Origin of the sequence: Chryseobacterium geocarposphaerae (assembly GCF_002797535.1) — a bacterium.
GTDB classification, from domain to species: Bacteria; Bacteroidota; Bacteroidia; order Flavobacteriales; family Weeksellaceae; genus Chryseobacterium; species Chryseobacterium geocarposphaerae.
Map to the genome: position 1 here is coordinate 1,693,476 of NZ_PGFD01000001.1, position 13,805 is coordinate 1,707,280.

Annotated in this window: 13 protein-coding genes; 2 read left to right on the plus strand and 11 right to left on the minus strand. The window is 36.2% G+C overall.

Annotated elements, in window-relative coordinates; translation table 11 throughout:
* Position 1: 1 nt before the first annotated feature.
* The 10 genes from CLV73_RS07465 to CLV73_RS07510 all read right to left on the minus strand — a co-directional run bounded on the left by CLV73_RS07465 (position 2) and on the right by CLV73_RS07510 (position 9,393).
* Entirely contained in the window at positions 2-979 is a 978-nt protein-coding gene (locus tag CLV73_RS07465) for a polyprenyl synthetase family protein (RefSeq protein ID WP_100377014.1), read from the minus strand.
* Positions 980-1,052: 73 nt separating this feature from the next.
* Complete coding sequence (locus tag CLV73_RS07470) at positions 1,053-1,961, minus strand: hypothetical protein (protein ID WP_100376214.1); 909 nt, start codon at positions 1,959-1,961, stop codon at positions 1,053-1,055.
* A gap of 73 nt (positions 1,962-2,034) precedes the next feature.
* Complete coding sequence (locus tag CLV73_RS07475) at positions 2,035-2,976, minus strand: sterol desaturase family protein (RefSeq protein WP_100376215.1); 942 nt, start codon at positions 2,974-2,976, stop codon at positions 2,035-2,037.
* Positions 2,977-3,052: 76 nt separating this feature from the next.
* Positions 3,053-4,087 carry a 23S rRNA (adenine(2503)-C(2))-methyltransferase RlmN gene (gene rlmN, locus CLV73_RS07480; RefSeq protein WP_100376216.1) on the minus strand — a complete coding sequence of 345 codons (1,035 nt, stop codon included), beginning with the start codon at positions 4,085-4,087 and terminating at the stop codon, positions 3,053-3,055.
* Between the two features lie 41 nt (positions 4,088-4,128).
* The gene (locus tag CLV73_RS07485) at positions 4,129-4,476 is read right to left on the minus strand and encodes a four helix bundle protein (protein ID WP_100376217.1); all 348 of its coding nucleotides are present in this window, start codon (positions 4,474-4,476) and stop codon (positions 4,129-4,131) included.
* A 48-nt stretch (positions 4,477-4,524) separates the two neighbouring features.
* Complete coding sequence (queA, locus tag CLV73_RS07490; RefSeq protein WP_100376218.1) at positions 4,525-5,574, minus strand: tRNA preQ1(34) S-adenosylmethionine ribosyltransferase-isomerase QueA; 1,050 nt, start codon at positions 5,572-5,574, stop codon at positions 4,525-4,527.
* A gap of 135 nt (positions 5,575-5,709) precedes the next feature.
* Positions 5,710-6,198 (minus strand): DNA-deoxyinosine glycosylase, encoded by a 489-nt coding sequence (locus tag CLV73_RS07495; RefSeq protein WP_100376219.1) that lies wholly within the window; start codon positions 6,196-6,198, stop codon positions 5,710-5,712.
* Positions 6,199-6,364: 166 nt separating this feature from the next.
* Positions 6,365-8,359 carry a S9 family peptidase gene (locus CLV73_RS07500; RefSeq protein WP_100376220.1) on the minus strand — a complete coding sequence of 665 codons (1,995 nt, stop codon included), beginning with the start codon at positions 8,357-8,359 and terminating at the stop codon, positions 6,365-6,367.
* 189 nt (positions 8,360-8,548) lie between these two features.
* On the minus strand, positions 8,549-8,893 hold the full coding sequence (locus tag CLV73_RS07505) for a phage holin family protein (protein ID WP_100376221.1): 345 nt from the start codon (positions 8,891-8,893) through the stop codon (positions 8,549-8,551).
* Between the two features lie 77 nt (positions 8,894-8,970).
* Positions 8,971-9,393, minus strand: coding sequence for a PaaI family thioesterase (locus CLV73_RS07510; RefSeq protein ID WP_100376222.1), 423 nt, complete (start codon positions 9,391-9,393; stop codon positions 8,971-8,973).
* A gap of 117 nt (positions 9,394-9,510) precedes the next feature.
* On the opposite strand from CLV73_RS07510, the gene CLV73_RS07515 reads away from it, so the two are divergent.
* Positions 9,511-10,263, plus strand: a complete 753-nt coding sequence (locus tag CLV73_RS07515; RefSeq protein WP_100376223.1) for a helix-turn-helix domain-containing protein — start codon at positions 9,511-9,513, stop codon at positions 10,261-10,263.
* A gap of 24 nt (positions 10,264-10,287) precedes the next feature.
* Positions 10,288-11,454 (plus strand): FAD-dependent oxidoreductase, encoded by a 1,167-nt coding sequence (locus tag CLV73_RS07520; protein ID WP_100376224.1) that lies wholly within the window; start codon positions 10,288-10,290, stop codon positions 11,452-11,454.
* Between the two features lie 53 nt (positions 11,455-11,507).
* On the opposite strand, the gene CLV73_RS07525 is transcribed toward CLV73_RS07520, so the two are convergent.
* Positions 11,508-13,631: a type IA DNA topoisomerase gene (locus tag CLV73_RS07525; protein WP_100376225.1), complete on the minus strand. Its 2,124-nt coding sequence runs from the start codon at positions 13,629-13,631 to the stop codon at positions 11,508-11,510.
* Positions 13,632-13,805 lie beyond the last annotated feature (174 nt).

Here is a 13,805-nt window from a genome sequence, read left to right on the forward strand (position 1 = left end):
ATTAAAATTTTCTTTCAATTACATACTCAAGCATCAAATGTAAAGCTTTTTTAGCCTCAGAATCAGGGAATTCATCAAGAATGTCTTTTGCTTTCTGCTGAAAATCTTTCATCACAGAAATAGCATAATCAAGCCCTCCAGAAGATTTCACGAAATTTATCAACTCTTTTACACGTTTTTGGTTGTTATTATAACGTTTTATCGTATTGAAATAGTATTTTTTATCTTTTTCGTTAGCAGTTTTTAAGGTATGAATCAAAGGAAGTGTCATTTTCTGCTCTTTAATATCAATTCCCACAGGTTTTCCGATCACATTTGAGCTTAGATAATCAAAAAGATCATCTTTAATCTGGAAAGCCAATCCAGTGTAAGTTCCGAAGTCCATCATCTTTTTAGCTAAATTTTCATCAGCATTGTTAGATAGTACCCCGATCTCGCAACAAGCAGCAATTAAAGTAGCTGTTTTCTGGCGGATAATTTCGTAATATACCTCTTCTGTAATATCTAATTTTCGGGCTTTTTCCAACTGAAGAAGCTCACCTTCAGACATTTCCCTGATAGTTCTGGAAATTACAGCGAGCAGGTCGTAATCTTTGTGATCCGTAGAAAGTAAAACGGCTTTTGACAATAAAAAATCTCCGACCAAAACTGCAATTTTATTTTTCCATAATGCATTGATGGAGAAAAAATTACGTCTTTTAAAGCTTTCATCCACCACATCATCATGAACCAATGTCGCAGTATGAATTAGCTCAATCATTGAAGCTCCACGATAGGTTTTTTCGTTGACATCTCCGATAAGCTTTGCACAAAGGAATACAAACATAGGACGCATCTGCTTTCCTTTCGTCGTAACGATAAAACGAGTGACTTTATCTAATAAAGGTACTTTGCTCTGCATTGATTCATAAAACTTCTGTTCAAAAAGTTTTATTTCCTCATTGATCGGTTGCTTGATTTCTTCTACGATGTTTGCCACAATCTGCGAATGATGGATAAAATAATTATTAATTCTCACAAAGATAATTTTTTTCAGGCAATTTTAAGAGAAATTAATCTTTGAGTTTGCCTTCAGGAATAAAATATAAGCTTTGTTTTGCCCCTCCCAATGGAGAATGGAATTTCTCGCCTGAAATATAAATACCTGACTCATCGGCAGCAACCCCCTCAATTTGACCTATTGAAAGTGCGCTTCCCAGATAAAAACGCTTCGGATCTTCTTTAAAGAATATTCCGGGTTCTGTTTCTCTGAAAATATTTAAAAAAACTTCTGTTTTCTTTGTATAGCCTACCAAATACAGTTTTTTATCAAAATAAGCAGCATCTGTTACTACAAAATTAGTTTTAAAAGCTTCGATTTTTTTAGCCTCCTGCTTTTCAGAAATTGTAGGATCTACAGTATAATGTGTTGTAGATTTTGATGCCCATTCTTTAGTAAAAAGATGAATTTTACCGTCTAAAAAAATCATAGCCTCTGCATCGAAATCGGTTTTTAAATTCTTAGGCGTAAAATCAGTTTGCTCAGGATAGAAAAACGGGATTGAAGTAACATCTAAAGCTGTTTCTGAGAAAGAAACCTGATTAGCATTCGCTTCATGAAGTTTTTTATAAGATATTTTATAAATGGTAAGATCTTTTCTTGTACCAGCATTATTACCGAAATCGCCTACATAGAAATTTTCACCATCATTCGTTAAAGCCTCCCAATCGGTATTGGTTAAGTTTGTTTTGAATATCCTGATTATTTCACCATTATCTTTATTGAGTTCAAAAAGATCAGGAACATTGCCACTATCGTTAAAGGTGTAAAGCTTCCCATTTATCATACTTAATCCTGATGTTTCCTGAACTTTTGCATCCAAATAGTTCACTCTGTATTTTCTGATTTTAAAAATATCCGGTTGCTGAGAGAGTAAAAATGTTGAGACTGAGAGAAAGACGATTGAGAAGAACTTTTTCATACAGCAAAATTAGCTTTTTCCGATAAAACAAAAGACAGGCAAAAGCCCGTCCATTTGATATTATAGTTTTTCGTTACGCAGATTTCTCGTGAATCTGTTCTTTTTTCCTGTTCTTTTTCTCCCAATATTCCCGTTGGTAATCCTTAACGGTTTTTCCTGTTCCGTCATGCCTCCATCCCGGCGAATTGAATATATAATTAAAGCGGTCTTTAATAGTAAGATTGGGTTGCTTAAGATCTTTTGCTATTTTCTGCCATTCGTATAGTAAAGTCGTTATCGGCCCATCATCCGGCATTTTAGGATAAATTCCGAATTTCACAGGAACTTTAGGGTCTTCAGGTTCAAAAGTCCCGAAAATTTTATCCCAGAATATAAAAACCATTCCCATATTTCTATCCAAATATTTGATATTGCATCCATGATGAACTCTATGGTGAGAAGGCGTCACCAGAATGTATTCTAAAAAACCCATTTTTTTTACAGTCTGTGTATGCACCCAGGTTCCATAAACCTGACCAACAGCATAACAAACCATAATTGTCCATGGATTGAAACCTAAAAAAGCCAAAGGAGAGAAAAAGAGATAACGGTACAAAGGCTGAAAAACCGGGCTCCGGAATCCAGTTGTTAAATTAAAATATTCAGAATTATGGTGAGTAATATGTACTGCCCAAAAAGCCCTGGATTTATGATCTACCAAATGATGGAAATAATAGGCCAGATCTGTTGCAAGGAAACACAATACCCAATAATACCAGGTTCCCATATCAAAATCGAACAGTCTGAAACTAAAAAAGAAGAACATTACGCCCATCGCAAAAGCCTTCATCACCAGATCCAGACCGAAGTTCATCAGTGCAAGATATATATTGGTAAAGAGATCTTTTCGACTGTACAAATGCGCCTGTGCTACGCTGCTATAAATCATTTCCGCTAAAATAACGGCAGCATGAACAGGAATAGCCCAAGCATAAACGCTTTCCAATCCATTCTCACTCATAAAATAATCCATCATCTGTTACTTAGTTTAAGTACAAATTTAGAATTTTAAGAGATCATTAAGAATATTTTTTGATTTTTTTAATGAAATTTTAATCTACCGTCTTATTGGCAAGCTGACCGCAAGCAGCATCAATATCACCGCCACGACTTTTTCTCACCACACAAACAATTCCTGCATTTTCTAACTGACGAATGTAGTTTTCTTCTGCTTGTTTGTTGCATTGATCATATTTTCCGTCACCAATAGGATTATACTGAATAAGATTCACTTTAGAAGGAACCTGTTTGCAATATCTGATTAAAGCTTTGATGTCTTCATCACCATCATTGATTCCTTTCCAGACACAATATTCAAAAGTGATTACAGAACCTGTTTTCTTGTACCAATATTGAAGAGATTCCATGATTTCTGTTAAAGGAAATTTATCCGAGAAAGGCATGATGTCGTTACGCTTAGATTCAATTGCCGAGTGAAGCGACAAAGCCAGTTTCACTTTCAATTCTTCGTCAGCCAACATTTTGATCATCTTTGGAATTCCCGAAGTAGAAACGGTGATTCTTCTCGGAGACATTCCTAGACCTTCCGGCTGGGTGATTTTTCTGATGGCTTCCACAACATTTTTGTAATTCATCATCGGCTCTCCCATTCCCATAAAAACAATATTGGAAAGTGGTCTGTCGAAATACATTTTACTCTGGCTGTCTATTAAAGCAACCTGATCTACGATTTCTGCAACTTCAAGATTTCTCATTCTTTTGAGTCTCGCTGTTGCACAAAATTCGCAGTTCAGAGAGCAGCCTACCTGTGAAGATACACAAGCCGTTGTTCTGGTTTCCGTTGGAATTAAAACGGATTCTACCATTAAACCGTCATGAAGCTTTACTCCGTTTTTAATGGTTCCGTCAGAACTTTTCTGAAGCAGATCAACTGAAACAGGGTTTATGGTATATTCTTCAGAGATTTTATCCCGAAGCTGTTTTGAAAGATTCGTCATCTCATCAATCGAATGGAGGTTTTTACTCCACAACCAGTCATACACCTGTTTCGCGCGAAACGGTTTTTCTCCTAAAGACACAAAATAGTCCTTAAGCTGGTCTAATGATAATGTACGGATATCTTTCATATTATTTAAAGAGCCAAGTTAAAAGTAAAAATTAAAAAGTTTTAAAGTTTGGTATTATTAACTATTGCAGCTAAAATATTCTTTAATTCAGCACTTTCATTTAATAAAGCTTTAAATTCTTCAGAATCATAGCCTTCTAATTTTTCTAAAATCCGAAGCCAAAAATTACTTTCTCTGGCTTCTCTTAAAGCAATTTTCACTTTATTTTTAAAATCTGCTTTAGAAGATCCGGCTTGTGATTCTTCATAATTAGCTCCTATTGAAGTTGCTGATTTACCAAGTTGAAATCTTATTAATTTACTTTCAGGATCATTTGGAAGTGATCTTAAAAACTTAAGACAATTCACTCCAAATATAAAAGTTCTTGTAAGTAAATCATTTTCTTTCATCTCAACGTATACTTTTTACTTTTAACCTGGTTCTTTTTACTTATTTTGTTATAAAATCAACATTGCATCTCCGTAAGAGTAGAATTTATACTTTTCTTTTACGGCTTCTTCGTATGCGTGCATTACGAAATCTCTTCCTGCAAACGCAGCAATCATCATAATTAATGTAGATTTTGGCGTGTGGAAGTTAGTGATCATACAGTTGGCTACTCCGAATTCGTGTGGAGGATAAATGAATTTATTCGTCCAACCGTGGAAAGCAGAGATTTTCTTGTTTGAAGAAACTGAAGTTTCCAATGTTCTCATTGTTGTAGTTCCAACAGCACAAACTCTTTTATTCGCTTCAACTGCATTGTTGATGATCTGAGCGTTTTTCTCATCGATGAAGATTTCTTCAGACTCCATTTTGTGCTTAGAAAGATCTTCCACTTCAATCGGGTTGAATGTTCCCAAACCAACGTGAAGCGTAACCTCAGCAAAATCGATTCCTTTGATTTCCAATCTCTTCATCAAATGTTTTGAGAAGTGAAGACCTGCAGTAGGTGCAGCAACCGCTCCTTCTACTTTTGCGTAGATCGTTTGGTATCTTTCTGCATCTTCCGGCTCAACATCTCTTTTGATATATTTTGGAAGCGGAGTTTCTCCTAACTCCTTTAATTTAGCTCTGAATTCTTCGTAAGAACCATCGAATAAAAATCTCAATGTTCTCCCTCTTGAAGTTGTATTATCGATAACTTCTGCTACCAAAGATTCATCTTCTGTGAAGAATAATTTGTTTCCAATTCTGATTTTTCTTGCAGGATCTACCAAAACATCCCAAACACGAGTTTCTTTGTCAAGCTCTCTCAACAAGAAAACTTCAATCTTAGCTCCTGTTTTTTCTTTATTTCCATAAAGACGCGCCGGAAAAACTTTAGTATTGTTGAAAATAAAAAGATCCCCTTCATCGAAATAATCAACAACATCTTTGAACAGTTTATGCTCAATAGTTTCGGTTTTTCTGTTCAAAACCATTAATCTCGCTTCGTCTCTGTGCTCGGATGGGTGTTCTGCCAATAATTCTGCAGGAAGATCAAAATTAAAATCTGATGTTTTCATTTTTTAAATTACGGTTTAAAAATTATTGAAATTACAAGGTGTAATTTTCGAGGTGCAAATATACGACATTAAATACCCCTTTGTCAAGTGTTATTTTATATCATTACAAAAAACAATTCCAGATATAAATTATGACTACACAAAATTTATTATTTTTTTCCATTCTTCTATTTTTTTCTCAAAAGAAATCGTATGTAGCGGACTTGTTGAGGGTAATAAAAATACAGGAATTTTATAATTCTTACCTAAAATTTTCTGCAAATTCTTGTAAGATTTCCCACCATTACAAAAGATTGCGTGGACATTCGGATATTCTTCCAAAAGCTCTTCAATCTGATTTGCTTCTTCATTTCTTATTTCTGAATCAAGACTTCCTTTTCTTTCACAGGAATCGATAACATCCCAAAGTGCAATATGGTGTTTTTTTAAAACATTAATCTTTTCCTCATAATCATCAGTGAAGCTTTCATTAAATAATTCAAAGATAATCTTCCAGAATTTATTTTGAGGATGGCCATAATATTGTTGTTTTTCCAGAGATTTCACTCCAGGAATTGAGCCTAATATTAAAATTTTAGAATGATTATCAATGATGGGCGGAAAAGAAAAAATTCTGTTTTGCATAGATCAAATGTATTATTTTTTTGATTTTGAATTAAAACAAAAAACGGACAAAAATGCCCGTTTTTATTTATAGTTTCTGGTAATTTCAAAATATTACCTGGTTTTTAACCACCCGTCAAAAATTCTAACGAATTTTCGACACTTCTCCAGAGGAGGGGAATTGGAATTACAAAGTTTCTTTCAACCAGTCAAAGAATTCTCTCTGCCAAACCAACCCGTTTTGTGGATGAAGAACCCAGTGATTTTCGTTCGGAAAGTATACCAGTTTGGATTTCAACCCTCTCAATTTAGCAGCCTGGAAAGCTTCCTGACCTTGTTCGTAAGGAACTCTAAAATCAATTCCTCCCTGAACAATCATAATTGGCTTATTCCATTTCTCTACATAATTACTCGGATTGAATTCCGTATATGCTTTTGGCAAAGGTTTTTCCCAAGGAGAACCTAAATCCCAGTTTGCAAACCAAAGTTCTTCAGTCGTTAAATACCAAGATTTCATATCAAATAATCCATCGTGAGCGATAAATGTTTTGAATCTGTTCTCATGAATTCCAGCCAACATAAATACGCTGTAACCACCATAACTTGCTCCTACAGCTGCTACCCTGTCTCCATCTACGTAAGGTAAAGTTTTAGCATAATCTGTAGCTGCCAGATAATCCCTCATCGGTTGTCCACCCCAATCTCTCGAGATTTCTTCATTCCATTTTGTTCCCCAACCCGGCATTCCTCTTCTGTTTGGCGCCACAACAATGTATCCATTTGCTGCCATTAAAGCAAAATTCCATCTTGTACTGAAAAACTGGGTTAATGCAGATTGCGGTCCCCCTTGACAATATACCAAAGTCGGGTATTTTTTATTCGGATCGAAGTTCGGCGGGTAATGGAACCATACTCCCATTTCTTTTCCGTCGGAAGTTTTCACCATTTTCAGTTCAGATTTTCCTTGAGCTAATTTTGAATACATATCTTTATTCGCTTCAGTGATCTGCTTCATTTCTCCGTTTTTAATATTGACAGAGAAAATATCCGTTGCATGGTTAATGTCAGTTCTTCCTACTAAAAGTGAGCTTTTCTGATCTGCAAAGATTTCATTCACGTCAAAATCACCTCTCGTAATCTGCTGCACTTTAGCACTTTTCGGATCTAATGAGAACAATTGTTTTGTCCCTCTGAAAGCTGCAGTGAAATAAATCGTTTTAGAATCTCCGCTCCAGAAAACATCTCCGGAAACGCTTTCATCCCAACCGCTCGTTAAGTTTGAAATTTTTCCTGATTTCCAGTCCATGATTTTCACATCGTTCTTATCCGCTTCATAGCCGTCTCTTGCCATGCTCTGCCAGATTAAAGATTTTCCGTCCGGACTGAATTTTGGGTTTACATCATATCCTTTATTAGCTTCTGTCAGGTTTTTTGTAGTTCCTGAAGCCAAATCATAAGCGAAAATATCTGTATTGGTACTTGTAGAATATGCTGCGCCGCTTTTAGGTTTTGTAACGTATAAAAGTTGTGCAGAATCCGGGCTCCAGATGAAATCTTCTGCTCCGCCAAAAGGCCTTTGAGGAGAATCCCACATTTTTCCTTCCAATAAGTCTTTTGCAGCATCCACTTTATCTGAAGTGTTGACTACAAAAACATGATTGTATTTCCCTTCGTTAAAGTAATCCCAATGTCTGTGGTTCAAATCTGTATACACTTGCGCCGTAGTTTTGGGAGTATCAGAATATTTGTCTTTTCCCATTACTTTTTCCACCAAAACCTGCTTACTGAAAGCAATTTTTTTACCATCAGGAGAAATTACCACATTATCAGCTTCCCCGATTGTGTAAAATTCCGACCATGTTTTACCACTGTCTTTGGAAAGAAAAATCTTGTCACCTTCCTGGGCATAGATTCCGTTTTTATCCCACTGAATAAGTGCTTTTTTACCAAAATCAATTTTTGTGGACTGATTATTAAGAACATTTAGGAAATAGTTCTCACTTTTTGTTTTTTCGGTTTTAAGATCAACCTGCCCCACTTTATAGATAAGTGAGGACTGATCCGGTGAAACTGCCTGTACTCCAACTTTTTTCAAAGTCCATAGGATTTCAGGCGTCATTACTTGTTGTGCATTCATTAAAAGCGGAGCTGCCAAAGCCAGCAGACTGTACTTAAGTTTCATATTCTGATATTCATTTTTAACGGATCTATAAAATCTTACTCGATTTCATACTCCTAAATTCAAAGATTGCCAAAGTTAATATTTAAAATAAAAATGAACGAAAGAATTAACATTTAAGTTATTTCTTATCTCAAAAGAAAAATCCGCCTGTTAAAAACTGACGGATTTTATATTGTTTAAGGTATTTTTTTAATCTCCATCTGAAAACATTGAATTGGCCAAAGAAGTAATAATTGACAGCAAAATACTGAAAAGAAATGCCCACCAAAATCCATCGATTTCCATGCTATCAATAAAATAATCTGCTAATAAGATAATTAAAGCATTAATTACCAAAGCGAAGAAACCTAATGTAATAATAGTAAGTGGCAATCCGAATAAGCTTAGTATCGGTTTTACGATTACATTCAGCACCCCTAAAACGATGGCAAAAATAATGGCTGTGCTAAATCCTTCAAAATGTACTCCCGGCAAAATTTTAGTGAGAAGATATGCTACAATGGCAGTGATCAGTAATCGGATAATGAAGTTCATGTTATTTATTTTTATTATTTGTAGTAACTAGCGAACAAAACTCATTCCATTTTCATGTAAAAAAGGTTTATTACTGCTTATTTTATCTTCATCATGGTCACTAATGATGTCGCTACATGGCTTTCATTTCCCCCATTTTCATCCACAACATAAATCTCTGTTCTTACGACACTTATCTTTCCTCCTCCTTTTACCACATAAGATTTTGAAACCAATGCCTCTCCTATTGCCGGTCTTAAATAATTGACTTTCAGCTCAACCGTCACCACATAGCAGTCTTCTTCATAATGACTTACAGCAGCATATCCCGAAGAAACATCCACCAGAGAAGCGATCATGGCTCCGTTGAACATTCCTGCTTTTCTGGTCATCATTTCCATCTTTGGAATTTTAATTGAAATATAATCCGTTTCCACAGCTAATAATTCTGCTTTGTAAAATTTCAGGGTTTCGGAGCGGCTGAAGCTATCTAAAATGAGCTGTTTTTTTTCTGAAGTCATTATTTTAATTTAAAACAAATGTAGCATAACCTTAAAAAACGTGAAAATTTTCAGACACTATTCATCTATAAAAACAATAAACTGTAAATTCGTTCAACTAAAACCTGGAGATATCCCATGAGCAACGAATTAATCTACCGATTCATCAAACCTGAAAAATCTCTTACCGATTTTGTGTATGGTTATTCCTCGTTGCAAAACCTGTCAACATTCAAAGAAGGAGTGATCATTCCCAACGGAAAAATCGATCTGCTATTCTGTAAAACCACCGATAACCGGTTTCAAATTGTTTTGATGGGACTGGAAACTCAACCTAAACCAATGCCGGAAACGGAATTTTCAGATTTTTTCGCGATCAGTTTCAATCCTCTTGCATTAGAATATATTCTTCATCAGTCCATTGCAGAATTTGTGAACAGCGGAAAAGAATTACCCAATAATTTCTGGGATTTCAGTATTGATGATCTTAACGATTTTGAACAATTTTGTGCGAAAGCTTCTCGAAAAATAAAAGCCTTATTGCCTGAAGACATTGATGAACGAAAACGCAAATTATTTGAGCTTATTTTTGCAACCCATGGAGAAATCACGGTTAAAGACCTCTCGGAAAAGATCTTTTGGAGCGAACGTCAGATCAACCGCTATTTTAATAAACAATTAGGAATCTCTTTAAAGTATTACTGTAAAATTTTACGTTTTCAGGCTTCTCTTCATCATATTAAAGATGGAAACCTTTTTCCGCAGCTTAATTTTACAGACCAGTCTCATTTCATAAAAGAAATCAAAAAACTTTCCGGAGTTTCTCCTAAAGAACTATTTAAAAATCAAAACGACCGATTTTTACAATTTCTGGTGTATCACACCTCCTAATTTTGCAGCATAAAATTTAAAATTATGCTTATAAAAGATAAATCAATTGCCATTGTGGGCGGTGGTCCGGGAGGATTAACATTAGCAAGACTGTTACAGCTAAAAGGTGCCGATGTAAAAGTATATGAAAGGGATCTTAATAAAAATGCACGCGTTCAGGGAGCTCCTCTTGATCTACATGACAACTCAGGATTGGCTGCAATCCGTAAAGCAGATCTGCTGGAAGAATTCAAACAGAATTATCTTGTGGGAGCCGACAGAGAGCTTATCGTTAATGAAAATGCAGAAATATTTTTCAGTGACCATGAAGGCAAACCTGAAGAAAATTTCGGGCATCAGCATTTCCGCCCGGAAATCGACCGTGGAACATTAAGGAAGATCTTACTGGAATCTTTACAACCTGAAACCGTAGTTTGGGACAGCCATTTCGTTTCTATGGAAAAACAGAATGAAGGATGGCTTTTACATTTCAAAAACAACACAACAGTATACGCAGATATTGTGATTGCCTGTGACGGAGCCAACTCAAAAATCCGTCCTTATATCACTGACAGCAAAGCTTTCTATACCGGTATCATCATGCTTGAAGGAAATATTCTGCAGGCCAAAAAGAATGCTCCAAAAGTTAATGCCTTATTGAAGGGCGGGAAAATAATGGCCTTCGGAAACAAAAAAAATCTTCTGATGGGCCAAAAAGGAAACGGTGATATTGGATTCTACGCAAGCTTTAAAACTGATGAGAGCTGGGTAACAAAAAGCGGTTTAGATTATAATGACAAAGCTCAAATGCTGGATTGGTTCAAATCTACTTATCCGGAATGGAATCCTATGTGGCTTGAATTATTTGAAAATGCAGAAACGCCCTTTATTCCACGTCCGATTTACTGTATTCCTTTTGATCAGACTTGGGAAGCCCAATCCAACTTAACCTTAATCGGAGATGCTGCTCACGTAATGCCTCCGTTTGCCGGAGAAGGCGTTAACATGGCCATGCTGGATGCATTGGAATTAAGCGAATGTTTGACATCAGATCAATATAAAACTTTACAGGAAGCTATTTCCGAATATGAAATTCAGATGCGAAAAAGAGCTGCTCTTATTGCAAAAGAATCTCTCGACAATGGAGAATTGATGCATGCTGAAAACGCTCTTGAAAATATGCTGAATTTTTTCAACGGGCCTCATGAATAATAAAAAAGAAACGGTTAATACCGTTTCTTTTTTATGTTGTATATATTTTGACTTTAAGGAATAATGACAGTAAACTGATCATTAAAAGATAAAACTCCTTCCGTCACACTTTCAGGATGTGAGCTGAACCCTTTTAATTTTGATGTTTTGCCTTTTAACACTAAATCCATCAACTGTTTATCCGATAATTTTTTTCCGAAGATTTCAAAATTCACTTTAAATCCACAATTCTTAAAATCTGAGCAACCGACAGCTGTTTTCCCTTTCATTAAATGATGAGCTTTGCATTTCGGGCATTGGGTTTCTTCCCAGGATTGAAGTTCTTTTTTAACGGCAGGTTCCCTCTTTTTCTTTTCTTTAACCTCCACTTTTTCTTCTTCCAGGGTAATCACTTTTCCTTTTCCGTCCACTACTTTTTTAGTGAGTTCGGTTACCATCTGGATCAGTTCTTCTTTAAACTGATTGGCTTCATATTCGCCGCTTTCAATTTTACGAAGTTTCAATTCCCATTCCCCTGTCAGTTCGGGACTTTTCAGCAATTCATCTTCAATCGTGTCAATTAATTGAATTCCGGTATGAGTGGCAATTAAGTTTTTCCTTTTCTTTTCAATATATTTTCGTTTGAAAAGGGTTTCGATAATGTTGGCTCGCGTTGATGGTCTACCAATTCCATTGGTTTTTAGCAATTCCCGGAGTTCTTCATCTTCCACCTGTTTTCCGGCCGTTTCCATAGCTCTCAAAAGGGTTGCTTCCGTATAAGGTTTTGGCGGTGAAGTTTTCCCCTGATGAATCATCGGATCGTGAGGTCCCGTTTCTCCAACGGTGAATTCCGGAATCGTTTGTTCTTCTTCCTTCTCTTTTTCTTTATCGTTGGATTCTTCTTTGGGTTCTTTAGCATAAACGGCTCTCCATCCCGGTTCAAGAATCTGTCTTCCACTGGTTTTGAAAGGAATTGTTCCCACTTTTCCTTCTACCAAAGTATTTGAAATTTTACATTCAGGATAAAAAACAGCAATGAAACGTTTGGCAATCAAATCATAAATCAGCTTTTCTTCCCTGCTCAGATTTTGAGACGGTGGAACTTCAGTTGGAATGATCGCATGGTGATCGGTAACTTTGGTATCATCAAAAACCGCTTTTGACTTCGGAATCGGAGCTTCCAGCAGAGGTGATATTAAATCCTGATAGAAATACATTTTTCGCAAAATCCCTTCTATTTTAGGATATAAACTTTCGGATAGATAGGTTGTATCAACACGGGGATAGGTCACGTGCTTTTTCTCGTATAAACTCTGAATATAATTCAACGTATTCTCTGCAGAATACCCATATTTTTTATTGGCTTCGACCTGAAGTCCCGTCAAATCGAAAAGTCGCGGATTTTTTTCTTTTCCTTCTTTAATTTCGAAAGAAACGATCTCAAAAGGATTTACTTTCAGATATTCCAATCCTTTTTCAGCACGTTCCAAGGTTTTTAAACGGTCGATCGCCGCGTTGAAAATAACATCCCGGTATTTGGTTTTAAGTTCCCAATATTCTTCGGTGGTAAAGGCATCAATTTCTTTTTGACGCTGAACCAGCATCGCCAATGTAGGCGTCTGAACTCTACCGATGGAAAGAACCGCTTTATTCCCTCCGAATTTTTTCGTAAAAAGTCGTGTCGCATTGATTCCCAATAACCAATCTCCGATCGCTCTTGCATTTCCTGCTAGATACAGATTTTTGTAATCTTCGGCTGGTTTTAAGCTTGCAAAACCTTCTTTAATCGCTTCTTCGGTAAGAGAAGAAATCCACAAACGCTGAACCGGCTTGTTGCATTTTGCCTTCTGCAACACCCATCTCTGAATCAGTTCTCCCTCCTGACCGGCATCCCCACAGTTAATGACCTCATCACATTCCTCGACTAACCTTTCAATCACTTTAAACTGGTTTTCAACGCCTTTATTGGGAATTAGTTTGATCCCAAAGTTGTTAGGAATGATCGGCAACAAAAACAAATTCCAGGATTTGTACTGCGGGCCGTAATCATGAGGTTCTTTCAGGGTACAAAGATGTCCGAACGTCCATGTCACACAATAGCCGTTTCCTTCCATATAGCCCTGCTTCGGAGTGGTAGCGCCCAATACTTTAGCGATATCTCTGGCAACACTGGGTTTTTCGGCAATACAAAGTTTCATGAATGTTCGGAATTATAGAAGAGGGGCAAAATTCGGGATTTTTTTTGGATTTTGCTAATTTGTTGATAGATGGTGGCTGATAGTAGTTAGTTGATGGTTTAGAATGAGTGTGATAAATTTTTAGTTATAGTAAGGCTTTACGGCTATAAGTATATATTTTAATCTATAATTTTC

Excerpts from the sequence above, each read along its gene's own strand:
- CLV73_RS07510 (WP_100376222.1), bottom strand. The coding sequence starts at position 9,393 with ATGACTTCAGAAAAAAAACAGCTCATTTTAGATAGCTTCAGCCGCTCC.
- CLV73_RS07475 (WP_100376215.1), bottom strand. The coding sequence starts at position 2,976 with ATGATGGATTATTTTATGAGTGAGAATGGATTGGAAAGCGTTTATGCT.
- queA (WP_100376218.1), bottom strand. The coding sequence starts at position 5,574 with ATGAAAACATCAGATTTTAATTTTGATCTTCCTGCAGAATTATTGGCA.
- CLV73_RS07495 (WP_100376219.1), bottom strand. The coding sequence starts at position 6,198 with ATGCAAAACAGAATTTTTTCTTTTCCGCCCATCATTGATAATCATTCT.
- CLV73_RS07515 (WP_100376223.1), top strand. The coding sequence starts at position 9,511 with ATGAGCAACGAATTAATCTACCGATTCATCAAACCTGAAAAATCTCTT.
- rlmN (WP_100376216.1), bottom strand. The coding sequence starts at position 4,087 with ATGAAAGATATCCGTACATTATCATTAGACCAGCTTAAGGACTATTTT.
- CLV73_RS07505 (WP_100376221.1), bottom strand. The coding sequence starts at position 8,893 with ATGAACTTCATTATCCGATTACTGATCACTGCCATTGTAGCATATCTT.
- CLV73_RS07470 (WP_100376214.1), bottom strand. The coding sequence starts at position 1,961 with ATGAAAAAGTTCTTCTCAATCGTCTTTCTCTCAGTCTCAACATTTTTA.
- CLV73_RS07525 (WP_100376225.1), bottom strand. The coding sequence starts at position 13,631 with ATGAAACTTTGTATTGCCGAAAAACCCAGTGTTGCCAGAGATATCGCT.
- CLV73_RS07485 (WP_100376217.1), bottom strand. The coding sequence starts at position 4,476 with ATGAAAGAAAATGATTTACTTACAAGAACTTTTATATTTGGAGTGAAT.
- CLV73_RS07520 (WP_100376224.1), top strand. The coding sequence starts at position 10,288 with ATGCTTATAAAAGATAAATCAATTGCCATTGTGGGCGGTGGTCCGGGA.
- CLV73_RS07500 (WP_100376220.1), bottom strand. The coding sequence starts at position 8,359 with ATGAAACTTAAGTACAGTCTGCTGGCTTTGGCAGCTCCGCTTTTAATG.